At 61.3% G+C, this 25,580-nt stretch carries 23 protein-coding genes and 1 tRNA gene; 20 read left to right on the top strand and 4 right to left on the bottom strand.

Annotated features, from left to right (window positions below; all coding sequences use genetic code 11):
* Positions 1-113: 113 nt before the first annotated feature.
* The 15 genes from BN1127_RS04765 (at position 114) to BN1127_RS04695 (ending at position 15,781) form a co-directional block, all read left to right on the top strand.
* Positions 114-189, top strand: a tRNA-Thr gene (locus BN1127_RS04765).
* A 233-nt stretch (positions 190-422) separates the two neighbouring features.
* Positions 423-1,667 (top strand): cytosine permease, encoded by a 1,245-nt coding sequence (gene codB, locus BN1127_RS04760; protein ID WP_042648695.1) that lies wholly within the window; start codon positions 423-425, stop codon positions 1,665-1,667.
* Positions 1,661-2,926: a cytosine deaminase gene (locus BN1127_RS04755; protein ID WP_042648694.1), complete on the top strand. Its 1,266-nt coding sequence runs from the start codon at positions 1,661-1,663 to the stop codon at positions 2,924-2,926. Before codB ends, BN1127_RS04755 begins: the two co-directional genes overlap by 7 nt.
* Before the next feature lie 89 nt (positions 2,927-3,015).
* Complete coding sequence (gene crcB, locus BN1127_RS04750) at positions 3,016-3,393, top strand: fluoride efflux transporter CrcB (protein WP_005328863.1); 378 nt, start codon at positions 3,016-3,018, stop codon at positions 3,391-3,393.
* Between the two features lie 65 nt (positions 3,394-3,458).
* Positions 3,459-4,211 carry a bifunctional demethylmenaquinone methyltransferase/2-methoxy-6-polyprenyl-1,4-benzoquinol methylase UbiE gene (gene ubiE, locus BN1127_RS04745; protein ID WP_041206685.1) on the top strand — a complete coding sequence of 251 codons (753 nt, stop codon included), beginning with the start codon at positions 3,459-3,461 and terminating at the stop codon, positions 4,209-4,211.
* 8 nt (positions 4,212-4,219) lie between these two features.
* Positions 4,220-4,828 carry a ubiquinone biosynthesis accessory factor UbiJ gene (locus BN1127_RS04740; RefSeq protein ID WP_042648693.1) on the top strand — a complete coding sequence of 203 codons (609 nt, stop codon included), beginning with the start codon at positions 4,220-4,222 and terminating at the stop codon, positions 4,826-4,828.
* Complete coding sequence (gene ubiB / locus BN1127_RS04735) at positions 4,828-6,468, top strand: ubiquinone biosynthesis regulatory protein kinase UbiB (RefSeq protein ID WP_005328868.1); 1,641 nt, start codon at positions 4,828-4,830, stop codon at positions 6,466-6,468. The genes BN1127_RS04740 and ubiB overlap by 1 nt, the downstream gene beginning before the upstream one ends.
* Positions 6,469-6,508: 40 nt before the next feature.
* Positions 6,509-6,757, top strand: coding sequence for a Sec-independent protein translocase subunit TatA (gene tatA, locus BN1127_RS04730; RefSeq protein ID WP_025328841.1), 249 nt, complete (start codon positions 6,509-6,511; stop codon positions 6,755-6,757).
* Positions 6,758-6,760: 3 nt separating this feature from the next.
* Entirely contained in the window at positions 6,761-7,228 is a 468-nt protein-coding gene (gene tatB / locus BN1127_RS04725; RefSeq protein ID WP_005328871.1) for a Sec-independent protein translocase protein TatB, read from the top strand.
* A complete protein-coding gene (gene tatC, locus BN1127_RS04720; RefSeq protein ID WP_005328872.1) occupies positions 7,225-7,980 on the top strand; it encodes a twin-arginine translocase subunit TatC in 756 nt (251 codons plus the stop codon). The genes tatB and tatC overlap by 4 nt, the downstream gene beginning before the upstream one ends.
* A gap of 111 nt (positions 7,981-8,091) precedes the next feature.
* On the top strand, positions 8,092-8,877 hold the full coding sequence (locus BN1127_RS04715; RefSeq protein WP_005328873.1) for a TatD family hydrolase: 786 nt from the start codon (positions 8,092-8,094) through the stop codon (positions 8,875-8,877).
* A gap of 3 nt (positions 8,878-8,880) precedes the next feature.
* Complete coding sequence (gene hemB, locus BN1127_RS04710) at positions 8,881-9,900, top strand: porphobilinogen synthase (RefSeq protein WP_005328874.1); 1,020 nt, start codon at positions 8,881-8,883, stop codon at positions 9,898-9,900.
* A gap of 220 nt (positions 9,901-10,120) precedes the next feature.
* Complete coding sequence (gene prlC / locus BN1127_RS04705) at positions 10,121-12,163, top strand: oligopeptidase A (protein WP_042648692.1); 2,043 nt, start codon at positions 10,121-10,123, stop codon at positions 12,161-12,163.
* A 240-nt stretch (positions 12,164-12,403) separates the two neighbouring features.
* Positions 12,404-14,971, top strand: coding sequence for a sensor domain-containing phosphodiesterase (locus BN1127_RS04700; protein ID WP_042648691.1), 2,568 nt, complete (start codon positions 12,404-12,406; stop codon positions 14,969-14,971).
* A gap of 51 nt (positions 14,972-15,022) precedes the next feature.
* The gene (locus tag BN1127_RS04695) at positions 15,023-15,781 is read left to right on the top strand and encodes a class I SAM-dependent methyltransferase (RefSeq protein WP_249366330.1); all 759 of its coding nucleotides are present in this window, start codon (positions 15,023-15,025) and stop codon (positions 15,779-15,781) included.
* 67 nt (positions 15,782-15,848) lie between these two features.
* Here BN1127_RS04695 and BN1127_RS04690 read toward each other — a convergent pair whose 3' ends face one another.
* From BN1127_RS04690 to rhlB, 4 genes are all read right to left on the bottom strand, one after another.
* Entirely contained in the window at positions 15,849-16,103 is a 255-nt protein-coding gene (locus BN1127_RS04690; RefSeq protein ID WP_042648690.1) for a Rho-binding antiterminator, read from the bottom strand.
* A 30-nt stretch (positions 16,104-16,133) separates the two neighbouring features.
* Entirely contained in the window at positions 16,134-17,120 is a 987-nt protein-coding gene (locus tag BN1127_RS04685) for a DUF4382 domain-containing protein (RefSeq protein ID WP_042648689.1), read from the bottom strand.
* 202 nt (positions 17,121-17,322) lie between these two features.
* Positions 17,323-18,813 (bottom strand): guanosine-5'-triphosphate,3'-diphosphate diphosphatase, encoded by a 1,491-nt coding sequence (gene gppA / locus BN1127_RS04680; protein WP_005328890.1) that lies wholly within the window; start codon positions 18,811-18,813, stop codon positions 17,323-17,325.
* A 13-nt stretch (positions 18,814-18,826) separates the two neighbouring features.
* A complete protein-coding gene (gene rhlB, locus BN1127_RS04675) occupies positions 18,827-20,116 on the bottom strand; it encodes an ATP-dependent RNA helicase RhlB (RefSeq protein WP_042648688.1) in 1,290 nt (429 codons plus the stop codon).
* Positions 20,117-20,229: 113 nt separating this feature from the next.
* Here rhlB and trxA point away from each other — a divergent pair, with 113 nt between their 5' ends.
* The 5 genes from trxA to fre all read left to right on the top strand — a co-directional run bounded on the left by trxA (position 20,230) and on the right by fre (position 25,497).
* Entirely contained in the window at positions 20,230-20,556 is a 327-nt protein-coding gene (trxA, locus tag BN1127_RS04670; protein ID WP_025328829.1) for a thioredoxin TrxA, read from the top strand.
* A 206-nt stretch (positions 20,557-20,762) separates the two neighbouring features.
* Entirely contained in the window at positions 20,763-22,028 is a 1,266-nt protein-coding gene (rho, locus tag BN1127_RS04665) for a transcription termination factor Rho (protein ID WP_041206691.1), read from the top strand.
* Between the two features lie 107 nt (positions 22,029-22,135).
* Positions 22,136-23,140, top strand: coding sequence for a hypothetical protein (locus BN1127_RS04660; RefSeq protein ID WP_042648687.1), 1,005 nt, complete (start codon positions 22,136-22,138; stop codon positions 23,138-23,140).
* A gap of 33 nt (positions 23,141-23,173) precedes the next feature.
* Positions 23,174-24,643, top strand: a complete 1,470-nt coding sequence (gene ubiD, locus BN1127_RS04655; protein ID WP_042648686.1) for a 4-hydroxy-3-polyprenylbenzoate decarboxylase — start codon at positions 23,174-23,176, stop codon at positions 24,641-24,643.
* 155 nt (positions 24,644-24,798) lie between these two features.
* On the top strand, positions 24,799-25,497 hold the full coding sequence (fre, locus tag BN1127_RS04650) for an NAD(P)H-flavin reductase (protein ID WP_042648685.1): 699 nt from the start codon (positions 24,799-24,801) through the stop codon (positions 25,495-25,497).
* The last annotated feature ends 83 nt before the right edge of the window (positions 25,498-25,580 follow it).

Here is a 25,580-nt window from a genome sequence, read left to right as displayed (position 1 = left end):
GCCAGGCTTCAATTAAGCAATCACAGCGATGTGGTTGGTCGCGATACAACGTCAGGTTGTGTTGGACAAGAGATTTAGATAGCGCACACAGTGCGGTCTTTACTGGTTAGTGTGCTGATATGGCTCAGTTGGTAGAGCGCATCCTTGGTAAGGATGAGGTCCCCAGTTCGACTCTGGGTATCAGCACCATGAAAACGAAAGCCTCCCTGAAAAGGGAGGCTTTTTTGTTTCTGTCAGTTTCTTCATTTCTTGTGATATTCCTTGTCCCATGCTCCCTATGCTTGCAATCAGCGTTTTTAAGCTGATGTTACTCGCTTGACTGCTATTGATATTTTTATCCAGATATTTGGCCGTACTTGATTGACGTAAAACGTTTTACCTGTAAAATCCGGCGCGTTTTGCCTATTACGTGGAGAGAGAGCATGGCGCAGGATAATGAATACTGTTTGGGGGCGGTTCCCGCCAAAGGGCGCAAAGGTGTGCTGTCGCTGATGCTGGTGATGCTAGGCTTGACGTTCTTCTCTGCCAGCATGTGGACTGGCGGGACGCTGGGTACCGGGCTGGCGTTCGATGACTTCATCAAGGCGGTACTGATCGGCAACTTGTTGCTGGGGATCTATACCGCCTGTCTCGGTTATATCGGTGCTTCAACCGGTCTCTCTACCCACCTACTGGCCCGTTACTCCTTTGGGGTGAAAGGTTCCTGGCTACCTTCTTTACTCCTGGGTGGCACTCAGGTCGGCTGGTTCGGTGTTGGCGTGGCGATGTTTGCGCTGCCGGTGCAGAAGGCGACCGGGATCGATGTGAACTGGCTGATCGCCATTTCGGGTGTTTTAATGACGGTAACCGTTTACTTCGGGATCTCCGCTCTGATGGTTCTGAGCTTTGTCGCCGTACCAGCCATTGCACTGCTTGGTGGCTACTCGGTCTGGCTGGCGGTGACCTCGACCGGTGGCATGGCGGCGTTGCAGCAAGTGCAACCAAGCAATCCCATCGAGTTCTCCACGGCGCTGACCATGGTGGTCGGTTCCTTTATCAGTGCAGGAACCTTGACCGCCGACTTTGTTCGATTTGGTCGTAAACCCTGGGGCGCCGTCATGATTACCATGGTGGCGTTTTTTTTGGGCAACACTCTGATGTTCGTCTTCGGTGCGGCTGGTGCGGCAGTGACCGGGCAGGCTGATATATCGGAAGTGATGCTGATGCAAGGGCTGCTGATCCCCGCCATTCTGGTGCTGGGTCTCAATATCTGGACCACCAACGACAACGCCCTCTACGCCTCTGGCCTCGGTTTTGCCAACATTACCGGCCTCAAGAGCAAGCCACTCAGCGTGATCAACGGGTTGATTGGTACCGCATGTGCCCTCTGGCTCTACAACAACTTTGTCGGCTGGCTGGCCTTTTTGAGTACGGCAATCCCGCCGATCGGTGGCATTATCATCATGGATTTCCTGCTCAATCGTGAACGTTATCGCCAGTTTGCCGATCAACAGTTCGAGGCGGTACGTTGGCAGGCACTGGTCGCCACGGCAATCGGGGTGGCTGTTGGTAAATGGCTGCCAGGCATAGTGCCACTCAACGCGGTATTGGGCGCCGCCTTCATCTATTTCATTCTGGTTCGCCTCACCCAGCGACCGGTTCTGGTACAGGAAGCTAGCAAATGCTGATTCAACATATTCGTTTTGCCGATCGGGAAGGGTTGTGGCAGATCCGCTGTCAGGATGGGGTCATCACCGCCATCGAACCCCATGACGAACATGCAGTCGCCGGTCGGGTGCTGGACGGGGAGGGGGGATTGGCCATCGCGCCCTTTATCGAGCCCCATATTCACCTCGATACCACCCAGACGGCGGGCGAGCCGAGCTGGAACCTCTCCGGCACCCTGTTCGAGGGGATCGAGCGCTGGGCCGAGCGCAAGGCGCTGCTGACCCACGAAGATGTGAAGCGGCGCGCCATCCAGACGCTGAAATGGCAGATCGCCAACGGCATCCAGTTCGTCCGCACCCATGTCGATGTCTCCGACCCCAATCTGATTGCCCTGAAGGCGATGCTGGAAGTGCGGGAAGAGATGAAGGCGTGGGTCGAGCTGCAGATCGTCGCCTTCCCGCAGGAGGGGATCCTCTCCTATCCCAACGGCAAGGCATTACTGGAGGAGGCGCTCAAGCTGGGGGCCGACGTGATTGGCGCGATCCCCCATTTCGAGTTTACCCGGGAGTATGGGGTCGAAAGTCTGCACTACATCTTCGATCTTGCCGAGAAGTATCAGGTTCTGGTCGATGTGCACTGCGACGAGATCGATGACGAGCAGTCTCGCTTCATCGAGACCCTGGCGACCCTGGCTTACGAGCGCGGTATCGGTCATAGAGTCACCGCCAGCCACACCACCGCCATGCACTCCTACAACGGGGCCTATGCTTCCCGCCTGTTCCGGCTGCTCAAGATGGCGGACATCAACTTCGTGGCCAATCCGCTGGTGAACATTCACCTGCAGGGACGTTTCGATACCTACCCCAAGCGCCGCGGCATCACCCGGGTGAAGGAGATGCTGGAGGCGAACATCAACGTCTGTTTCGGTCACGACGATGTGTTCGATCCCTGGTATCCCATGGGCACGGCCAACATGTTGCAGGTGCTGCACATGGGGCTGCATGTCTGCCAGATCATGGGCTACGAGCAGATCAACGACGGCTTGAAGCTCATCAGCAGCCACAGCGCCCGCACCCTGAACGTGCAGGATCGCTATGGCATCGAGGTGGGCAAACCGGCCAACTTGCTGATCCTGCCTGCCGACAACGGCTTCGATGCGGTGCGTCGTCAGGTGCAGGTGCGCTACTCCATCCGCCACGGCCGCGTGATTGCGCAGACCCGCCCCGCCCAGACCTCTCTTCATCTGGAGCAGATCGAGCCGGTAGATTTTCGCCGATGAGGTGGTCCCCCCGCACAGATTAATTGCCCAGCTATCCCAGCTTGCCGGCATTTTGCATAATGTCGGCCTGACACTTATGGAGCTGCCCCATGCAAACCTGGTTATTTGTCGCGGCAGGCGGCGCCATCGGCGCCTGCCTTCGTTTTGGTATCGCCGAGTTGATGGCACTGCTGCTGGGACGCCACTTTCCTTACGGGACTCTGGTGGTCAACGTGGTGGGGTCTTTCATCATGGGCATTGCTTTTGCGCTCATCAGTCAGGGCCATGTGGTGGAACACCCCATGAAACCACTGCTGATGGTGGGTATCCTCGGTGCCCTGACCACATTTTCTTCTTTTGCCCTCGATACCGTGGTGCTGGCTCAACACGGAGCCTATCTGAAGGCACTGCTCAATATCGGTCTCAATCTGTTCCTCTGTCTGGCCATGGTGATGCTGGGGATGCAGTTGGTTGCCAGCCGGGTTTAAGGTGTCCGCGGGTCACCGGCTCTGGTAAACTGGCGGCCATTCTTTGCTCTATGGGTGTTTTAGGGATGTCGGAACAGACTAATACTACGCATTTTGGCTATAAAACCGTGGCGGCGACCGAGAAGGAAACTCTGGTGGCTGGCGTCTTTCATTCGGTGGCGGCCAAGTATGATCTGATGAACGATCTGATGTCATTCGGCATTCACCGCCTGTGGAAGCGCTTCACCATCGACTGCTCCGGTGTGCGCAAGGGTCAGAAGGTGCTGGATCTGGCCGGTGGCACCGGCGACCTGACCGCCAAGTTTTCCCGCATCGTCGGCGAGTCCGGCCAGGTGGTGCTGGCGGACATCAACGACTCCATGCTCAAGGTGGGTCGCGACAAGCTGCGCAACCTGGGGGTGGCGAACAACGTCTCCTACGTGCAGGCCAATGCCGAGGCACTGCCCTTCCCGGACAATCACTTCGACGTCATCACCATAGGGTTCGGCCTGCGCAACGTGACCGACAAGGACAAGGCGCTGGCCTCCATGTTCCGGGTGCTCAAGCCGGGTGGTCGCCTGCTGGTGCTGGAGTTCTCCAAACCCGCCAGCGAGGTGATCGCCAAGCTCTACGATCTCTACTCCTTCAAACTGCTGCCGAAAATGGGCGAAATCGTCGCGAACGACGGAGAAAGCTACAAGTATCTGGCGGAATCCATTCGCATGCATCCGGATCAGCAGACCCTGGCGGGCATGATGGAGCAGGTCGGCTTCGAGCAGGTGGAGTTCTACAACCTGACTCAGGGTGTGGTCGCCCTGCACCGTGGTTACAAGTTTTAAGGTCGCCTATGCCGATGGATGCCATGGTCACCGCGGTGATCGAAGCCAGCCTCAACCAGTTGCTCAATCTCGACAAGCAGAGTCCGGCACGGCTGCGCAAGCTCGCGGGCAAGGTGCTCAAGCTGGAGCTGCGTGAGCTCAAGCCGCTCTGGTTTGTCTTCTCCGAGCGTCGACTGGACGTGCTGGCCCGCTATGAGGGGGAACCCGACGCCGTGCTGAGCCTCTCGCTGACGGCGATCGGCCTGCTGAAAGACCCTTCCGCTCTGACCCGCTATATCCGCGAGGAGAAGCTGGACTTGAGCGGCGACCCGCAACTGGTGCAAGCCTTCAGCGCCCTGCTGGGGGAGCTGGACATCGACTGGGAAGAGGAGCTGTCGCGCTATACCGGCGACGTGCTGGCTCATACCCTGTGTGGCGGCGCCCGGCAGGCCCGTCGCGTGATAGGCCGCGAGCTGTGCCGCTCCCAGCGTCAGCTGGCCGAATTCCTCACCGAGGAGGCCCGTCTCGCCCCTGGCCCGCTGGAAGTGGCCAGCTTCAACGACGACGTCGAGGTGCTGGCACAACAGATGAAGGCGGTCGAGTTACGGCTGGCACGACTCGAACAGCGGGTGAGCTGATGACCCCGAAGGAGTTCAAGCGCCTCTATCGCATCGTCAGCATCCTGTTGGAGCAGGGCATCGACGAGCTGGTTCCCGCCCGTTATCAACCCTGGCCAGGACGCCTGGTGCGCCGCAGCCTGTTCTGGCTCAAGAACAAGCAACCTGAGCTGTGCCGGGGCGCCCGCATTCGCCTCGCCTTCGAGGCCCTGGGCCCCATCTTCATCAAGTTCGGCCAGATGCTGTCGACCCGCCGGGATCTGCTGCCGCCGGACATCGCCGAGGAGCTGGCCCTGCTGCAGGACAGGGTGCCCCCCTTCTGCGGACAGGAGGCCAGACGCCAGATCGAGGCGAGCCTGGGCTGCTCCATCGAAACCCTGTTTGACGACTTCGACGAGACGCCGCTGGCGTCTGCTTCCATTGCCCAGGTGCATACCGCCCGCCTGAAGGAGAATGGCCGGGAGATCGTGATCAAGGTGATCCGTCCCGACATCGAGCCCATCATCGAGGCCGACCTGCGCCTGATGCAGGCGCTGGCCCGTCTGGTGGCCCGTTTTGTGCCCCAGAGCGCACGACTGCGCCCCGTCGAGGTGGTGGAGGAGTACCGCAAGACCATACTCGACGAGCTGAACCTGATGCGCGAAGCCGCCAACGCCATCCAGCTGAGGCGCAACTTCACCGGCTCGGAGGCGCTCTATGTGCCCGAGGTCTACACGGATCACTGCCGCGAGCAGGTGCTGGTGATGGAGCGCATCTACGGCATTCCGGTCTCCGACATCGCCGCGCTGGAGGCCAACGGCACCAACATGAAGCTGCTGGCTGAGCGCGGGGTGGAGGTGTTTTTCACCCAGGTGTTCCGTGACAGCTTCTTCCATGCGGACATGCACCCCGGCAACATCTTCGTCTCCTATGAGCACCCGGAGAATCCACTCTGGATAGGCATCGACTGCGGCATCGTCGGCACCCTGAACCGGGAAGACAAGCGCTATCTGGCGGAGAACTTCCTCGCCTTCTTCAACCGTGACTATCAACGGGTGGCGCAGTTGCACGTGGAGTCCGGCTGGGTACCGCCCGACACCAAGGTGGACGAGTTCGAGTTCGCCATCCGCACCGTGCTGGAACCCATCTTCGAGAAGCCTCTCTCCGAAATTTCATTCGGTCACGTGTTGCTCAACCTGTTCAACACCGCCCGTCGCTTCAACATGCAGGTACAGCCCCAGCTGGTGTTGCTGCAGAAGACCCTGCTCTATGTGGAAGGGCTGGGGCGTCAGCTCTATCCCCAGCTGGACCTGTGGCAGACCGCCAAGCCCTACCTGGAAAGCTGGATGCACCAGCAGGTGGGCCCCAAGGCGGTGCTCAATGCGATCAGAGAGAAGGCCCCCTTCTGGGCGGAGAAGCTGCCGGAGCTGCCGGAGCTGGTCTACGAGACCCTGCGCCAGGCGCGGCATCAGCAGCACCACTTCGAGCAGATGTTCGCCGATTTTCGCCTGCACAGCCGCCGTCAGGGGCAGGCCCGCTACCTCTTAGGGGTGGGAGCCAGCCTACTGTTGGTGGGTGTATTCTTGCTGACCCAGAAACAACATATTGAGTGGGGACAAATCAGTCTCGCCGGCGCTGGGTTATGCTGGCTGCTGGGCTGGTTGAAGACCCGCATTCATTAATTAAACTGCGCCATCAGGCGCCTATCCTGGAGAGAAAGTCATGGGTGGTATCAGTATTTGGCAATTGTTGATCATCGCAGTCATTGTCGTGCTGCTGTTCGGTACCAAGAAGCTGCGCGGTATCGGTGGCGATCTGGGGGCGGCGGTGAAGGGGTTCAAGAAGGCGTTGTCCGATGATCCGGCCGATGCCAAGCCTGAGCAGAAGGATGCGGAGTTTCCGGCCAAGCAGCTGAACGAGACGGCCAGCAGTGCCGAGACCGCCAAGCAGAAAGACAAAGATCAGGCCTAAGCCATGTTCGACATCGGTTTTTGGGAACTGGTCGTCATCGGTGTCGTCGCACTGGTGGTGCTGGGACCAGAGCGGTTGCCGGTCGCCATCCGTACCGCCAGCCACTGGATCAGGCTGATCCGCAGTACCGCCAACTCGGTCAAGACAGAGTTGGAGCAGGAGCTCAAGTTGCAAGAGCTGCACAATGATCTGAAGAAGGCCGAGCAGTTGCAGATGAACAACCTGAGTCCAGAGCTGCAGGAGTCCATCGAGCAGTTGAAGGCGGCGGCTCAGTCGGTGAACCGTCCCTATCAGCCACAGCAGGAAGCGCAGAACGAGATCCGCCCGCCACGCCCCGATCCGGTCGCCCAGGCTGAACCCGTCGCCCCGGTGGCGCCTGCGGTGCAGCTGACCGCGGTGCCGCCGGTCAACAGCCAGCGCGAGAGCGAGCCAGTCAGCGAGTCGGCTGGCAAAGGGGAGGTGAAGCCATGAGTCAGGCCGAGCAACCCCTGATCAGTCATCTGATCGAGTTGAGAACCAGGCTGATGCGAGCCCTGGTGGCTATCCTGCTGGCGTTCGTCGCGCTCATCTATTTCTCCAACGACATCTACGACTTCGTAGCCCGGCCGCTGCTCAGCCAGCTGCCTGAAGGGACCAGCATGATAGCGACGGATGTGGCGACCCCCTTCATCACGCCCATCAAGCTGACCCTGGTGGTCTCCTTCTTCCTGGCCATCCCCTATCTGCTCTATCAGGCCTGGGCCTTCATCGCCCCTGGCCTGTACCAGCACGAACGACGCCTCGTCATGCCGCTGGTGGCTTCCAGTGCCGTGCTCTTCTATGCCGGCATGGCGTTCGCCTATTACGTGGTGTTCCCCCTGGTGTTCGGCTTCTTCACCAGCACGGCCCCCGCCGGGGTGACGGTGGCGACCGACATTGCCAGCTATCTGGACTTCGTGCTGACCCTGTTCTTCGCGTTCGGGGTGGCGTTCGAGATACCGGTGGCCACCATACTGCTGTGCTGGACCGGGGTCACCACCCCCAAGAGCCTGAAAGAGAAGCGTCCCTACGTCATCGTCGGGGTGTTCGTGGTCGGCATGCTGCTGACCCCGCCCGATGTCTTCTCCCAGACCCTGCTCGCGATCCCCATGTGGGCCCTGTGGGAGATAGGTCTGTTCTTCGCCCGCTTCTATGTGAAGAAAGAGGACGAGGAGGAGCAGGAACAACCGGAAGAGGGGAGCTGAGGCTCCCTTCCTCTTTTCATGCATCCGTTCGAGGCGTATGGTAAGGCCCCATTGAGTAGATGGTTTTCAAATACCTGATATGTCTTCCTTTTATTCGGACCCGCTAACCTCATGATCGACATCGGTGTAAACCTGACCAGCAGCCAGTTTGCAGGCGAACAGGCCGACCTGGTGGCCCGCGCCCGCGCCGCCGGGGTAGAGGCGCTGATCCTGACCGGCACCGATCTGGCCGGCAGCCGCGAGAGCGCGGAGCAGGCCGCCGAATGGCCCGGTTACTGCTTCTCCACCGCCGGGGTTCATCCTCATGATGCCAAGAGCGTGGATGAACAGACTTTGCCCGCCTTGCGCACGCTGGCGGCGCTGCCGCAGGTGGTGGCCATCGGCGAGTGCGGCCTCGACTACAACCGCGACTTCTCCCCCCGTCCGGTGCAGGATGCGGTATTCGACGCCCAGCTGGAGCTGGCCGCCGAGCTCGGGATGCCGGTGTTTCTCCACTGCCGTGATGCCCATGCCCGTTTCATCGAGATCCTCCGTCCCTGGTTGCCCAGGCTGCCGGGAGCTGTGCTGCACTGCTTCACTGGGTCGGATGAGGAGCTGGACCAGTGCCTGGCGCTGGGGCTGCATATCGGGGTGACCGGCTGGCTGTGCGACGAGCGCCGCGGCCAGTTGCTGCGCGAGCAGGTGGCGCGCATTCCCGCCGGTCGGCTGATGATCGAGACCGATGCTCCCTATCTGGTGCCAAGGGATCTGAAACCCAGACCGAAACGCAACGAACCCGCTTTTTTGCCGCACATCGCCCAAGTGGTGGCGGCCTGCCGTGGTGAAGCGCCCGAGGCCTTGCTGGCCCATACCCGGGCCACCTCCGCCGCATTTTTCCAACTTCCTCTTTTGGAGTGATTCATGGCCATAACTCTTCCGGGCGCCTTTCCGGGTCGCCGCCTGCGCCGGGTGCGCAAACATGATTTCAGCCGTCGTCTGGTGCGCGAGAACCAGCTGACCGTCAACGATCTCATCTATCCGGTGTTCGTGCTGGAGGGGGAGGGTCAGCGTGAGGCCGTCGCTTCCATGCCGGGGGTGGACAGGCTATCCATCGATCTGCTGCTGGCGGAAGCCGAAGAGCTGGTGGCCCTCGGCGTACCCGCCATCGCCTTGTTCCCGGTGACGCCGCTGGCGCAGAAGAGTCTGCTGGCGGAAGAGGCCTACAACCCGGATGGGCTGGCCCAGCGGGCCACCCGTGCCCTCAAGGCTCGCTTCCCGGAGCTGGGTGTCATCACCGACGTGGCGCTGGATCCCTTCACCACCCATGGTCAGGACGGCATCATCGATGACGAAGGCTATGTGCAGAACGACATCACCACCGAGATCCTGGTGAAGCAGGCGCTCTCCCACGCCGCCGCCGGGGCCGACATAGTGGCGCCGTCCGACATGATGGATGGCCGCATCGGGGCGATCCGTGCCGCACTGGAAGAGAACGGCTTCGTCAACGTCCAGATCATGGCCTACTCCGCCAAGTACGCCTCCAGCTACTACGGCCCGTTCCGCGATGCGGTAGGCTCCGCCGCCAACCTCGGCAAGAGCAACAAGGCGACCTACCAGATGGATCCGGCCAACGGCAACGAGGCATTGCACGAGGTGGCGCTGGATATCGCCGAAGGGGCCGACAGCGTCATGGTCAAGCCGGGCATGCCCTACCTGGACGTGATCCGTCAGGTGAAGGATCAGTTCGGGGTGCCGACCTTCGCCTACCAGGTGAGCGGCGAGTACGCCATGCACATGGCGGCGATCCAGAATGGCTGGCTCAAGGAGAAGGAGTGCGTGCTGGAGTCCCTGCTCTGCTTCAAGCGGGCCGGTGCCGACGGCATCCTCACCTACTTCGCCAAGCGGGTAGCCCAGTGGTTGAAAGAGGACGCCCAACGCTGAGGCGGGTAGCGTCCATGCCCCACAATGCCGGCCAAAGTGCCGGCATTGTCGTCTCCGGACGCCGAATTGCTGCATTAATGAGCAGGTTTTTGCGAAATGTGGGCAGCAGACCCGGCTCTGGGCGGCAAAGGCTTGATAAATGGGGTTTCTGCCTACATCTTAGATGGTCCAAGCAGGCTTCTGGACGGCAGGGGCTGCAGAGCATTTAGAGGTACCGCAGATGACTAACCCTTTGCTGACAATGGACTCGCTGCCCCCTTTCAGCCAGATCCAGCCCGATCAGGTGCAAGCTGCCGTGACGCAGGCCATCGCCGATTGCAAACAGAAGATTGAGGATGTGCTGGCTCAGCGGGATCCCCACACCTGGGACAGCCTGATCGCCCCGCTGGAAGAGGTCAACGACCGCCTGTCTCGAATCTGGTCGCCGGTCAGCCACCTCAACGCCGTGCTCAACAGCGAGGCGCTGCGCGCCGCCCATGACGCCTGCCTGCCGCTGCTGTCCGAATTCCAGACCTATGTCGGTCAGCATGAAGGCCTCTATCAGGCCTACCTGACGCTCTCCGAGAGCGACGATTTCCCCTTGTTGAGTGGTGCCCAGCGCAAGGAGATCCTCAATACCCTGCGCGACTTCCGCCTGTCCGGTATCGGTCTGCCCACCGAGGCGCAGCAGCGCTACGGCGAGATCCAGGCCCGCCTCTCCGAGCTGGCCTCCCGCTTCAGCAACAATGTGCTGGACGCGACCCAGGGCTGGAGCAAGCTGGTGACCGACGAGGCCGAGCTGGCCGGTCTGCCGCAGAGTGCGCAGGCCGCCGCCCGCCAGCTGGCGGAGCAGAAGGGTCAGCAGGGCTGGCTGTTCACCCTGGATATTCCCTCCTACCTGCCGGTGATGATGTATGCCGACAACCGTGCATTGCGCGCCGAACTGTATGAGGCCTTCACTACCCGCGCCTCGGATCAGGGCCCCAATGCCGGCAAGTGGGACAACTCCGCCATCATGAGCGAGCTGCTCACCCTGCGTCGCGAGCTGGCCCAACTGCTCGGCTTTGCCAACTACGCCGAGCTCTCCTTGGCCACCAAGATGGCGGACAAGCCCGAGCAGGTGGTGAACTTCCTCACCGATCTGGCGGCCAAGTCCCTGCCGCAGGGCAAGGCCGAGCTCGAAGAGATCCGCGCCTTCGCCGCCGAGCAACACGGTCAGAGCGAGCTGGCGGCCTGGGATCTCGCTTACTACGCCGAGAAGCTCAAGCAGCACAAGTTCTCCATCTCCGACGAGCAGTTGCGCCCCTACTTCCCCGCCAGCAAGGTGGTGAAGGGACTGTTCGAGGTGGTGAGACGGGTATTTGGCATCAAGGTGCGCGAGCGCCTCGGTATCGACACCTGGCACCCGGACGTGCGCTTCTACGATATCTTCGATGCCGAGGACGAGCTGCGCGGCAGCTTCTACCTCGACCTCTATGCTCGCGAACACAAGCAGGGCGGCGCCTGGATGGATGTCTGCCTCGGCCGTCGCTACCGTCAGGATGGCTCCCTGCAAAAGCCGGTAGCCTACCTGACCTGCAACTTCAACGGCCCGGTGGACGGCAAACCCGCCCTGTTCACCCACAACGAGGTGGTCACCCTGTTCCACGAGTTCGGCCACGGCATTCACCACATGCTGACCCGCATCGACGTGGCCGGTGTCGCCGGCATCAACGGTGTGGCCTGGGACGCAGTGGAACTGCCGAGCCAGTTCCTGGAGAACTGGTGCTGGGAGTCCGAGGCGCTGGCCTTCATCTCCGGCCATCACGAGACCGGCGAGCCGCTGCCTGCGGATCTGCTGGAGAAGATGCTGACTGCCCGCAACTTCCAGGCGGCGATGCAGATGCTGCGTCAGCTGGAGTTCGCCCTGTTCGACTTCCGCCTGCACCGGGAGTTTGACCCGGCCAATCCGGAGCAGACCCCGGCCTTGCTGAGCGAAGTGCGCAGCCAGGTGGCGGTGATGACGCCGCCGGCGTTCAACCGCTTCCAGCACAGCTTCTCCCACATTTTCGCCGGGGGTTATGCGGCGGGCTACTACAGCTACAAGTGGGCCGAGGTGCTCTCCGCAGATGCCTTCTCCCGCTTCGAGGAGGAGGGGATCTTCAATCCGGCCACCGGCCAATCCTTCCTGAAAAACATTCTCGAGAAGGGTGGCTCGAAAGAGCCGATGGAGCTGTTCCGTGCCTTCCGCGGCCGCGAGCCCAAGGTGGATGCCTTGCTGCGCCACAGCGGGATCGCCGCGTGAGGCGCCGTCTATGCTGCGGGCGAGAGCCCCAACTGGATGCTTTACCGCTCGATGGCGAGAGCTTCAAGCAGGTACACATTTGCGGCATAGTGGGATCGAAACGTGATTTTTGAGAGAAAAAGGGACCTTTTGGTCCCTTTTTTCAAGGCTTTTTAATATCTTGCGGAGTGCATGTTTGCACTGTCCCCGCCTCTTCAGTAGAGTCGGGTTCTACCTTCCTGGGAGAGAAAGAACCTTGCCATGAGGCGAGCACTCGAGTCTGTCTATCAAATCATCTCAAGCCTGTCTCATTCGAGTGGTCAGGGATATTTCGATACCTTTGTGAGTGAAATCGCCAACGCGGTCGGGGCTGACTTCGTCCTGATTTCAGGCAAGGATCAGGCCGGGCTCTTCTTTACCGTGCATGCCGCCTATCCCGCCTCCCTCGACATCAACTCCTACAGCTTCCCTCTCGCGGATACCCCGGGTGAGATCGTCATGCAACAGGGGGAAGCCTGGTTCAGCGATCGCACCCGGGAGCTGTTCCCCCATGCAGCCGTGCTGGAGCGCTGCCAGGTCAGGAGTTATGCCGGCGTTGCACTGAAGAGCGCCGAGGGCGAGACGCTGGGGTTGTGCAGCGTCATGTTCAAGCGGGCCACCCCCAGAATGGACAAGATCATGGGGTTGCTGCGCCTGTTGGCGCCGCTCGCCGGCCGTGAACTGGCCCTGATGTATCAGCAGCAGTTGCTGGCGCCGTCACCAGCTCAGCCGGAATATTCCCACTTCCTGGACACCATGATGTCCCATGCGCCGGTCGGCATCGGCAAACTCGACCTGAACGGCAGGATCCTCTGGGTCAATCCGGCCATCGAAAAGATGCTGGGTTACAGCCAGCAGGAGCTGCAGCAGCTCACCGTCGCCGAGCTCAACCACCCCGACGACTGGCTGACCAGCATCCCTCTCTACGATGGGCTCAAGCGGGGAGAGCGCCCCGCCTTTACCCAGGAGAAGCGCTACCTGCACCGGGATGGCTCCGTGCTGTGGGGCCGGGTGACGGTGACCCTGATCCGCAACGAGCAGATGCATCCCGACTACCTGATGGTGGTGCTGGAGAATATCGACCCCATCAAGCGCCATGCGGAACAGCTCAAGCTCTCCCACCGGGTCTATGACAACCTCTCCGAGGCGATCCTGGTGTGCGACGCCGACAGCCGCATCATCTCGGTGAACCCGGCGTTCGAGAAGATCACCGGCTACAGCGAGGAGGAGGCCTGCGGCCAGCGCCCCAGCATGCTCAAGTCCGGGCTGCACGATCAGACCTTCTACGCCGACATGTATCACGCCCTCGAGCGCGTAGGGATCTGGCGTGGTGAAGTGTGGAACAAGCGCAAGAACGGCAAACTCTATCCTCAGCAGCTGATGATCAGCGCCTTGCGCGAGGGGGGGCGGATCAGCCAGTACATCGCCATCTTCAGCGATCTCTCCCAGACCAAGCTGGCGGAGCAGAAGATCGCCGCCCAGGCGAACTACGACAACCTCACCGGGCTGCCGAACCGCTGGTTGTTTGGTCGCTGCCTCACCCGCTTCTGCGAGCGGGGGGAGCGCTTCGCCCTGATGGTGCTGGATCTCAACAACTTCAAGGCGGTCAACAACAGCATGGATCACCATGTCGGCGACGCCCTGTTGCGCGAGGTGTCGGATCGGCTGGTGAGCCGGGTGCGCACCGAGGATCTGGTGGCCCGCATCGGCGGCGACGAGTTTGCCTTTCTGGTGCCAGGCATCGTCAACCGGCGCCAGGCCGAGGTGTTCGCCAAGCAGGTGATCGGCGGCTTTGCCCGGCCCTTCATGCTGGCGAACCAGCATCTCTATGTGACGGCGACCATGGGCATAACCCTCTGTCCCTATGACGGCGGTGATGGTGACGAGCTGCTGCGCAACGCCGAGCAGGCGCTGTTCGTTGCCAAGCGGCAGGGACGCTCCCTCGGTACCTACAGCGCCTCCATGCGCGAAGAGGTGAGCCAGCGCCACCAGATGCAGCAGGATCTGGCGGAGGCCATCAAGCTGGCGCAGCTGACCATGGCCTATCAGCCCATCTGGGACAATCGCAGTGGTCGGGTCGCCAAGCTGGAGGCCCTGGTGCGCTGGTATCACCCCCACTGGGGACAGGTCTCACCGGCGGACTTCATTCCGCTGGCGGAGGAGGCTGGCCTCATCCAGGGATTGGGGGCGCTGGTGCTCTGGCAGTCGTGCCGGGATCTGGCCCGGTTGCAGAAGTCCGGCTTCCCTGATCTGCAGATGTCCATCAACCGCTCCACCCTGGAGTTCCAGACAATCGATCCCGAGGCGAACGAGTGGCTCAGGGTGATCCGTCACTTCGACCTGGACCCGGCGGACATCATCATAGAGATCACCGAGTCCCTGTTGATGGAGAGCAGCGATCAGCACAGGGTGCGGATCGATGCCCTGCGCGAGGCGGGCTGCAAGCTGGCCATCGACGACTTCGGCACCGGCTACTCGGCGCTCAACTACCTGCGTACCTTCCCGGTGGATCTGGTCAAGATAGACAGATCCTTCGTGCGCCACATCCCCTTCAACGAGCAGGACAGGCTGCTGCTGGACGGCATCATCAACATAGTGCACAACCTCGGCATGCAGGTGGTGATCGAGGGGGTGGAGACCCGGGAGCAACTCAACTTCCTGTGTCAGAAGGGCTGTGCCTTCACTCAGGGCTATCTGCTCAGCCGCCCGCTGCCCTATGACGATCTGGTGGAATACCTGACCCTCAACCGCCAGGGGATGAACCTGGCCAACCTGACCACGGTGAGCTGATCCCCTGCTTCTGCTATCATGCCCGCTTCCGTGCCGCCATGAGTCTTCGTTATGCCCCATATTCAGGTTTTCAGTGAAGTGCCCGCCCGCGATGGCGAGCTGGACGCCCTGCGACTGCGTCTGGCCGAGGTGGCGTTTCCCGCCCCTTTTGCGCTGGTGCTGACTGACACCAGACTGGAGCTGCGCAAGCTGGACGAACCCAAGCTCGGCGGCGTCTATGTGGACTTCGTGGAGGGGGCCGTGGCCCACAGACGCAAGTTCGGTGGCGGCCGGGGCCAGTCCATCGCCAAGGCGGTGGGGTTGAAGTCCGGAGCCATGCCGACCGTGGTGGATGCCACCGCCGGGCTCGGCCGCGATGCCTTCGTGCTGGCCTCTCTCGGCTGCAAGGTGACCCTGATCGAGCGCAGCCCCGTGGTGGCGGCCCTGTTGCAGGACGGGCTGGCGCGGGCGGCGCAGGATCCCGAGATAGGTTCCTGGGTCAGCGAGCGCATGCATCTCCTGCAGGGGCCTGCGGTGGACAACCTGCTGGCATTGCCGGAGCGGCCCGAGGTTATCTACCTGGACCCCATGTTCCCCCACAAGCAGAAGTCGGCCCTTGTGAAGAAGGAGATGCGGGTGTTCCAGTCCCTGGTTGGGCCGGATCTTGATGCGGATGCCCTGCTGCCAGCGGCACTGCAGATGGCGGACAAGCGGGTGGTGGTGAAGCGGCCGGACTACGCGGGCTGGCTCAACGAGCACAAACCCAGCATGGCCATCGAGACCAAGAGCAACCGCTTCGACGTCTATGTAATGGCGGCGCTGGCGGGTTAAGGCCAGCCGGGGTCGAGATACAAAAAAGGAGGGCCAACCTATGTTGGCCCTCCTTTTTACCTTGAGGTCAGCTGGCGGGCGCGAAGTGGATATGCCGCGCTTCCCCCTGCCAGACGAGATCCAGGGTTGCCAGATCGGCGAGGCTGAGGCGCTCACCGCTCTCCAGCAGCAGATACTCGACGCCGTCACTGGCCTCTATGGTGCGAACCCTGTCATCCCACCGGCGACCGTCGCGGCTGGCGAGGATCACCGGCAGTTGCCAGCGGGCGGCGATCTCGAGCCAGTCGTAGAGGTCACAGCTGATGGGTTGATAGTCAGCCATGATGCTTCTCGCTCCTGATCCCCTGGCCCGTTACTGGAAGTTGATGCTGGTGGTGGGAGCCACCACCGCCTGAGCCTTCAGCACCTGCTCCAGTTGCAGCGGGTCGCCGGCCAGTTCCGGATCATCCTCGTCGCCGTTGCAGACCAGCGTCATGTCGTAATTGCCGAGGTTCACGAAGCCCAGCTCGTAGCCGTAGCCACCACCAGCCAGGGGCAGTACGGGGGCGCTAGCATAGAAGCCGTTGTCGAGGTCGGCCATGTCGGGATAGGCATCATCCCCCACCGGCCGCAACTCGTCGTAGAAGTAGACGAAGGCCTTGTCGGTCAGCAGACCACCGCAGAGCCCCTCGGCCACAGTGCCACTGACGGTCGCTACCTCGGTATTGTTCACCAGACGCACGCCTCTGGGTTTGAGCTTGTAATACTCCTCATGGCCCGGCAATACCATGGAGTGACGCAGGTCGAACTCGGTGGTGAAGGCGCTGAGACCGTTGGCGGCAATGGTGAAGGCATCCAGCTTCAGTTCATTGCTGGGGACCTCCAGCGGCTTGATCACACCATCATCCTGCCTGACGTAGGAGTAGGGGGTGCCATCCAGAAACTGGTTGCCCGCATCCCGGCCATCCAGGACCCGCAGCCGCATCTGGCTGTATTCGCCGGGAACCACGCTCTGGCTGGCCAGCAGGGGGCGGCTGGCGGAGCCCGGGTATTTCAGCAGGTCGATGTAGGTAAACAACGGGTGTCCCGAGCTGTCGAGGGGGATGAGTTCCCCTGCCGGCGTGCAGCCATCGTCCTGGGCCGAGGTCAGGAAGCTGGCGGTGCTCCATGCCTGCTCTGTGCCTGAGACGGGATGGATGCTGATGTTGGAAACGGCGATGCAGACCTTGCTGACCGAATCCACCGGGGCGTCGGAGAAGGCCAGGGACATCTGGGCGTTCTGTGGGTTGTCGTTGCTGTCGCTGCCGCCACCACAGGCGGTCAGCAGGGCGGTCAGGCCGATCAGGGTCAAATGTTTCATGGTTTCCGTTCCTATGGGAGAGACAATCCAACTCTAGCCGAGCTGGCGATAGAGGCTAGATGGCTGGAGGGAACGGAGATCCGGGGTTTGGTTAAAAATTAAATAAAATCAAAGGAAAGGCCTTGAATGGTGCCGAACCTGGCTGCGAAAGAGATTGTCGGAACAGATGGGAAAAGGAGCAGAGTGGGCGCGTGGCGCCCAATCAGGCTTCCTGCACGCGGGTGGGCCAGCCCATCTTCTGCTGGCGTTCCATTTCGAGTCGCAGTTCGCTGGCGCGCAGGTAATGTTCGTCCATCCATCCCTTGGGCAGAGTCAGAGTCAGTGACTCCTCCTCGGCCTGCAGGGTGAAGCTGGGCACAGTGCCCTGGGTGCGGCGCATGCAGAGGATCAGCGCGATGCGCAGGATGCGGGCCAGCCGGATCGCCTGGCGACCGGTGACGGCGCCCTGTTTTTCCAGGGTATCCAGCTTGAAGTCGTCCCGCTGGTTGAACAGCAGGGCCGACAGCAGCTTCTTCTGCGCGGGGGTGAAGCCCGGCATGTCGATGTTGTCGATGATGTAGGCAGCGTGTTGCGGCGCCTTCTTGTACTCGATGCAGAGGCCGATCTCGTGCAGCAGAGCCGCATAACGCAGGATCGGGCGTCCGTAACGCTTGGAGAGACGCCAGGCCGGCTGTAACTGGGTGAAAGCCAGGACGGCGGTATCGCGTACCCGCTCGGCGTGCTCTTTATCCAGCTGATAGCGGCTGATCAGGCTGTCGGCGGTTCTGTCCCGGGCATCACAGTCGTGATTGTTGCCGAGCAGACCGTAGATCAGGCCTTCCCGCAGGGCGCCGCCCGCCAGGGTCATGCTCTCTATCCCCAAGGTCTCGAAGATGGCGATCAGGATGGCGAGGCCGGAGGGGAACACGGTCAGTCGCTCGGCCGCCAGCCCTTCCAGCTGAAGTTGATCCAGCTTGCCACAGGCGATGGCCTGACCCATCAGCTCCTGCAACTTCGGCAGGGTGACCCGCTCGCTCTTCCCTTGCGCCAGCATGATCTCCTGCAGCGCTTGCACCGTGCCTGAGGCGCCGACGCAGGTGCGCCAGCCGAGGGCGCGGTAATCTTCCGCCACCTTCTCCAGCACCGCCTTGGCGGCGGCAATGGCCTGCTGGAAACGGGCCTCGGAGAGCTCACCGTCACCGAAATGATTGTTGAGCCAGGTGACGCAGCCCATGTGCAGGCTGTTGAGCAGTTTTGCTTCGCTGTGCTCGCCGATCACCAGTTCGGTACTGGCGCCGCCGATGTCGATCACCAGCCGGTTGCCTTCCCCGGCAGAGGTCCAGGAGACCCCTTCATAGATGGTCTTGGCCTCTTCCTCGCCCGAGATGATCTCGATGCTGTGGTTGAGTACCCGTTCCGCTTCGCTGAGGAACTCATCGACGTTGGTGGCGAGGCGCAAGGTGGCGGTACCCACCACCCGGATGTTGTCGGACGGAATGTCCTGCAACTGCTCGGAGAACAGGCGCAGACAGTCCCAGCCCCGCTCCATGGCGGCACGGCTGAGACGAAATTCCGGATCGAGACCGGCGGCGAGGCGAACCTTGCGCTTGACCTTGGTGACGGTGCGCAGGGCACCGGCGACCTCGCGCACCACCAGCATGTGAAAGCTGTTGGAGCCGAGGTCGATGGCGGCATAGAGAGGCGAGTTGTGCAACTGGGCCAGTCCCTCAGTTCTTGCGTGGCGGACGGCGGCGGTTGTTGCTGTTGCCACCACCCTGGCGATCCCGCATGTTGCGGTTCACCGGCTGGCGGTTGCGGAACACCCGTTTCGGGGCGGTTACGTCATCCAGCAGGGATTCACGATCGTACTTGCTGACCGGGATGGGGTGGTGGATGTACTCCTCGATGGCCGGCAGGTTGAAGGCATAGTCTTCACAGGCCAGGCTGATGGAGTGACCGCTCTTGCCGGCACGACCGGTACGACCGATACGGTGTACATAGTCTTCGGCGTCGTCGGGCAGGTCATAGTTGAAGACATGGGTCACGTCGGGGATGTGCAGACCACGGGCGGCCACGTCGGTGGCGACCAGGATGTCCAGCGTTCCCTTGGTGAAGTCTTCCAGGATCTTCATCCGCTTCTTCTGCGGCACGTCACCGGTCAGCAGGCCGACGCGGTGGCCGTCGTTCTCCAGCCACGCATGCACGTCTTCGCAGACATGCTTGGTGTTGGCGAAGACGATGGCTTTTTCCGGCCACTCCTCTTCCATCAGGGAGAGCAACAGCAGCATCTTGTCTTCGTTGGAGGGGTAGAACAGCTCCTCCTTGATCCGCACGCCGGTCATCTGCTCCGGCTCGATCTGCACGTGTTCCGGGTGGTTCATGTGCTCGTAGGCCAGCTCCTGCACCCGCAGGGAGAGGGTGGCGGAGAACAGCATGCTCAGACGCTCGGTGGCGGGCGGCATGCGGCGGAACAGGAAGCGGATGTCCTTGATGAAGCCGAGATCGAACATGCGATCCGCTTCATCCAGCACCACGACCTGGATGTTGCCCAGATCGATCACATTGGACTTGAAGTAGTCGATGATGCGGCCCGTGGTGCCGATCAGGATGTCGACACCCTGTTCCAGCACGGCCAGCTGCTTGTCATAGCCTTCGCCACCATAGGCGAGGCCGAGCTTGAGCCCGGTGGAGGCGGACATGCCTTCTGCATCGTTGTAGATCTGGACCGCCAGCTCCCGGGTCGGGGCCATGATGATGGCGCGGGGCTGGTTGACGAGGCGCGGCCTGGTCAGCGGATGGGTCAATAGATAGTTGAAGGTCGCGGCCAGGAAGGCAAGGGTTTTGCCGGTCCCCGTCTGGGCCTGACCGGCGAGGTCATGGCCTTCTACCAGCAGCGGCAGAGACAGTGCCTGGATGGGCGTACAATAGTGAAATCCCTTTGATTCCAGACCAGCCAGAACTTCGGGTTCGAGGCCCATTTGGGCGAATTTTTCGGTCGTTAGATGTGTTTTGCTCATGGCGGTAGGTTATCAGGTTAGGCTTGCAATAATAAACAGGATCATTTCAAATAGGGCAACTATTGCCTTTGTTGAACCATCAATAAAGCCTTAATTACTGACTGGAGTTGGAGATGAGTGACAAGATTGTTCAGCTGAGCGATGCCAGCTTCGAGGCCGATGTAATCAAAGCCGACAGCCCCGTTCTGGTCGATTTCTGGGCTGAATGGTGCGGTCCGTGCAAGATGATTGCCCCGATCCTGAACGAAGTCGCCCAAGAATATGCCGGTCGCGTGACCGTGGCGAAATTGAACATAGATCATAACGCCGACACTCCGCCCAAGTATGGCATTCGCGGTATCCCGACCCTCTTGCTGTTCAAGAATGGCGAAGTGGCAGCGACCAAGGTCGGCGCCCTGTCCAAGACTCAGCTGAAAGAGTTCCTGGACGGTAACCTGTAATAATCAAGAAGGAGCGCATTGCAATAATGCGCTCCTTGTGTTTTATCACCTAGACGCTCATCCCGATTGGTGCTAGTTTATCGCTCGTTTGCTAACCTTTTTGCCTGACTCCTTGCTTAACAGCAGCCTGGCAAGTCAAATCCGATCAGCATCAATCCAGCAGACTGTCTCCTCATTTCAATCCTTGCTTACAGACTCTCACCACTATGAATCTGACTGAACTAAAGAACACTCCTGTGTCTGAGCTGGTACAGCTTGGCGAATCCATGGGGTTGGAAAATCTGGCTCGGGCGCACAAGAAAGACATCATCTTCGCGATCCTCAAGGCGCACGCCAAGGGTGGCGAGGATATCTTTGGCGACGGTGTGCTGGAAATCCTGACCGACGGCTTTGGCTTCCTGCGCAGTGCAGACGGCTCCTATCTGGCCGGCCCGGATGACATCTATGTCTCCCCGAGCCAGATCCGCCGTTTCAACCTGCGAACCGGCGATACCGTTTCCGGCAAGATCCGGCCACCGAAAGAGGGCGAACGCTACTTCGCGCTGCTCAAGGTCAACGAGGTCAACTACGACCGCCCGGAAAACGTCCGCAACAAGATCCTGTTCGAGAACCTGACCCCCCTGCACGCCAACGAGCGTCTGCGCATGGAGCGCGGCAACGGCTCGACCGAAGACATCACCGCCCGCGTGCTGGACCTGGCTGCCCCCATAGGTAAAGGCCAGCGTGGCCTCATCGTCGCGCCGCCCAAGGCCGGTAAGACAATGCTGCTGCAGAACATCGCCCAGAGCATCGCCTACAACCACCCGGACTGTGAACTGATTGTGCTGCTCATCGACGAGCGTCCCGAAGAAGTGACCGAGATGCAGCGTATGGTGAAGGGTGAAGTGATCGCCTCCACCTTCGACGAACCCGCTTCGCGCCACGTTCAGGTTGCCGACATGGTGATCGAGAAGGCCAAGCGTCTGGTCGAGCACAAGAAGGATGTGGTGATCCTGCTGGACTCCATCACCCGTCTGGCGCGCGCCTACAACACCGTCATCCCCTCATCCGGCAAGGTACTGACCGGTGGTGTTGATGCCAACGCCCTGCACAGGCCCAAGCGCTTCTTCGGCGCCGCCCGTAACGTTGAGGAAGGCGGCAGCCTGACCATCATCGCCACCGCACTGGTGGATACCGGCTCCAAGATGGATGAAGTCATCTACGAAGAGTTCAAGGGTACCGGCAACATGGAACTGCACCTCTCGCGCAAGATTGCCGAGAAGCGCGTCTACCCGGCCATCGACATCACCCGCTCCGGCACCCGCAAGGAAGAGCTGCTGACCGCGCCGGACGAGCTGCAGAAGATGTGGATACTGCGCAAGATCATTCACCCCATGGGCGAGATCGACAGCATCGAGTTCCTCATCGACAAGCTGGCAGCCACCAAGACCAACGACGAATTCTTCGACTCCATGAAGCGTCAGCAGAAATAACTGCATCTTGGAATGACAGAACCGCGGCCCAGGTCGCGGTTTTTGTTTATCTATTTCACGGCTGGCTTAGTAGTATGTAGCCTCGATGTCACAAGGAAAGGGACGTCATGAAGCTGGTATTTCTCATCGGACTCTGCTGGATGCTGGCTGCTCCTGTGCATGCCGACTCCCCGCCGCAGCTGCAGACACCTCTGGTGGCGGACGAGGGATTGGAGGGGCACCGGGCGTACCTGGATAGCCGCATGGCATTGGGGCAGTTTGATGCCATGGACTCGCTGCTCGAGACCCTGTCGGTGGGGCAGCGGGAGTATTTGCTGCATCAGTTGCTGAGCGGGCTCAAGTCCTCGAATGCCCCCAGTCCCGCCCTGCTGGCCTGGGTGCGGGCGCAGGCCGCCAAGGCGCCGCAATGGCTGGTGGAGGGGGAGGTGGACGGTTTCCTGATCCAGCTGCCCGCCTATGATTTTGCCGCCGAGGCCCGGCTGGTGCTCAACCACTGGCAGCAACTGGCCTGGCAGGACAACTACCGCCAACTGCTGGAGCAGAACCGCTTCGATTACAAGCAGCTCTACTACAGCCGCAACCCTGAGCTGGCCCGGCAGCAACAGGCGCTGCTGGCCGTGCTCGATGACCAGCCCGTTCCAGTGCTGCGGCGCGAGGCCGGCCGACTCGCCTCCCTCAATCTCTTCCTGCCTGACAACCAGTTGCTGCTGCACCTCATCGAGCGGACGGGCGACACCGCACTGTATCTGAAGCTGTGGCGCCAGCCCGTAGATCACGACAGCCTGGCTGCCCTGCACTCCATTCCCCGCTTCCATACCGGCCAGGAGGCGAGCGATCTGCTGATCGCCGCCAGCCGCAACGGGCGGCTGATGATCCCCGCCTTGCAGCAGCTCAGCCGGCTTTCACCGCTGCCGGACGGTGCCCAGCAATATCTGCTGGCGGAGCTCGGCAAGCATCAATATGGCGGCCTGGTGGCCGGTCTCTTGTTGCAGATGGACGAGCCCAGGTTGCTGGGCCAGCTGGCAGACAGGCTTACCCGGCAGGAGCGACGTCACACCTCGTCCGTGATGCTGCCCGATACGGGTACACCGGATACGCGGCCAGGGTTATAATGCGGAACCTCCTGATCCCGCTAGGGTACCTGCATGAAATACAAGGACTTGCGTGATTTCATCGCGCAGCTGGAACAAACCGGACAGCTCAAGCGCATCAGCCGCGAGATAGACCCCTATCTGGAAATGACCGAAATCAGCGACCGCACCCTGCGTGCGGGCGGCCCGGCCCTGTTGTTCGAGAATCCCAAAGGCTACTCCATGCCGGTGCTGACCAACCTGTTTGGCACCCCGGATCGGGTCGCCATGGGCATGGGCCAGCCCAATGTCGGTGCCCTGCGCCAGGTCGGGGTCTGGCTCTCCTACCTGAAGGAGCCCGAGCCGCCCCGCGGCCTCAAGGAGCTGATGGAGAAGCTGCCCATCTTCAAGCAGGTACTCAACATGCCGACCAAGCGGCTCTCCTCCGCCCCCTGTCAGCAGGTGGTGCTGGAGGGGGACGCGGTGGATCTGGACCAGATCCCGATCCAGCACTGCTGGCCTGGCGATGTGGCACCCCTGGTGACCTGGGGCCTGACCATCACCCGTGGCCCCTACAAGAAGCGCCAGAACCTCGGCATCTACCGTCAGCAGAAGATCGGCAAGAACAAGCTGATCATGCGTTGGCTGGATCACCGCGGCGGCGCCATCGATTTTCGCGAGTGGCAGGAGGCCCACCCGGGTGAGCGTTTCCCGGTGGCGGTGGCGCTCGGCGCCGATCCTGCGACCATACTCGGCGCTGTGACGCCGGTGCCGGACAGTCTCTCCGAGTACGCCTTCGCCGGCCTGCTGCGGGGCAGCCGCACCGAGGTGGTGAAGGCCCTGAGCTGCGATCTTGAGGTGCCCGCCAGCGCCGAAATCGTGCTGGAAGGCTATCTGGGGCCGGGGGAGATGGCGCCCGAGGGCCCCTACGGGGATCACACCGGCTACTACAACGAAGTAGACGAGTTCCCGGTGTTCACCATCACCCACATGACCATGCGCCGTGATGCCATCTATCACAGCACCTACACCGGCCGTCCGCCCGATGAGCCTGCCGTGCTCGGAGTGGCATTGAACGAGGTGTTCGTGCCGCTGCTGCAGAAGCAGTTCCCCGAAATCGTGGACTTTTACCTGCCGCCGGAAGGCTGTTCCTACCGGATGGCGGTGGTGACCATCAAGAAGCGTTATCCCGGCCATGCCAAGCGGGTGATGCTGGGGGTCTGGTCCTTCCTGCGCCAGTTCATGTACACCAAGTTCGTGATCGTCTGCGACGACGACATCAACGCCCGGGACTGGAAGGACGTGATCTGGGCCATCACCACCCGGATGGACCCGGCGCGGGACACCACCCTGATCGAACACACCCCCATCGACTACCTGGACTTCGCCTCGCCGGTCTCGGGGCTCGGCTCCAAGATGGGGCTGGATGCCACCAACAAGTGGCCGGGGGAGAGCAACCGGGAGTGGGGTCAGCCCATCGTCCAGGACGAGGCGGTGAAGCAGAAGATCGACGGGATCTGGGACGAGTTGAAGATCCTCGACTGAGCGACCCACCCGGGCTGGCGGCCATATCGACGCAAAAGTGCGGTATTGCCGTGCCGAATTGGGTATGCTCGACTGACTTGACCACCAACTGGTCGCCATAAAAACAGTGAAACCATGAGCGAAGCGGGCCGGGCAGGCCCCTCACAAGGACAAGAATGCAACGTATCAAGTGCCGCGTAGAGGAACTGCGCGAATATGTCGACACCATCTGGCACGTGGCCCTGACGCCGCAGCAAGCGGTGAGCTTCAAGCCTGGCCAGTATCTGCTGGTGGTGATGAGCGATTCGGACAAGCGCCCCTTCTCCATCGCCAACTCGCCGACCCGCTCCGGTGTGCTGGAGCTGCAGATCGGTGCCACCCCGGAAAACGCCTACGCCGGTCAGGTGCTGGCCCGCATGCGCGAGCAGGGAGAGATCGAGATCGAACTGGCGGCGGGCAAGGCGTTCCTGCGTGACGAATCGCCACGCCCCCTGATCCTGATGGCTGGCGGCACCGGTTTCTCCTACGCCCGTGCCATCCTGGAGTATCTGATCGATACCGGTAGCAAGCGCCCGGTGTTCCTCTACTGGGGCGTGCGCCAGGCGCACTGGCTCTATGAGCAGGGGCAGATGCAGCAGTGGGAGCGCGATTATGCGCCGCTGACCTTCATCCCCGTGGTACAGGAGCCACAAGCGGACTGGACCGGCAAGACCGGCCTGGTGCACAAGGCCATCATGGATGACTTCGTCAGTCTGCATGACTATGACATCTATGTGGCCGGTCGCTTCGAGATGGCGGGTGCCGCTCGCGAGGAGTTCAAGGTGCTGGGTGCCGAGCCCGAGCGTATCTTCGGCGACGCCTACGAATTTATCTGAGCGCTAGCCGAAGGCGATTCACCAGTCTCTTCGGTGAGCCAGAAACAACAAACCCCAGCCTGGCTGCAATGCTGTTCACTTAA

The organism is Aeromonas media (assembly GCF_000819985.1).
Taxonomy (GTDB): Bacteria; Pseudomonadota; Gammaproteobacteria; order Enterobacterales; family Aeromonadaceae; genus Aeromonas; species Aeromonas media.
This window is presented reverse-complemented; position numbering and strand designations above follow the sequence as displayed.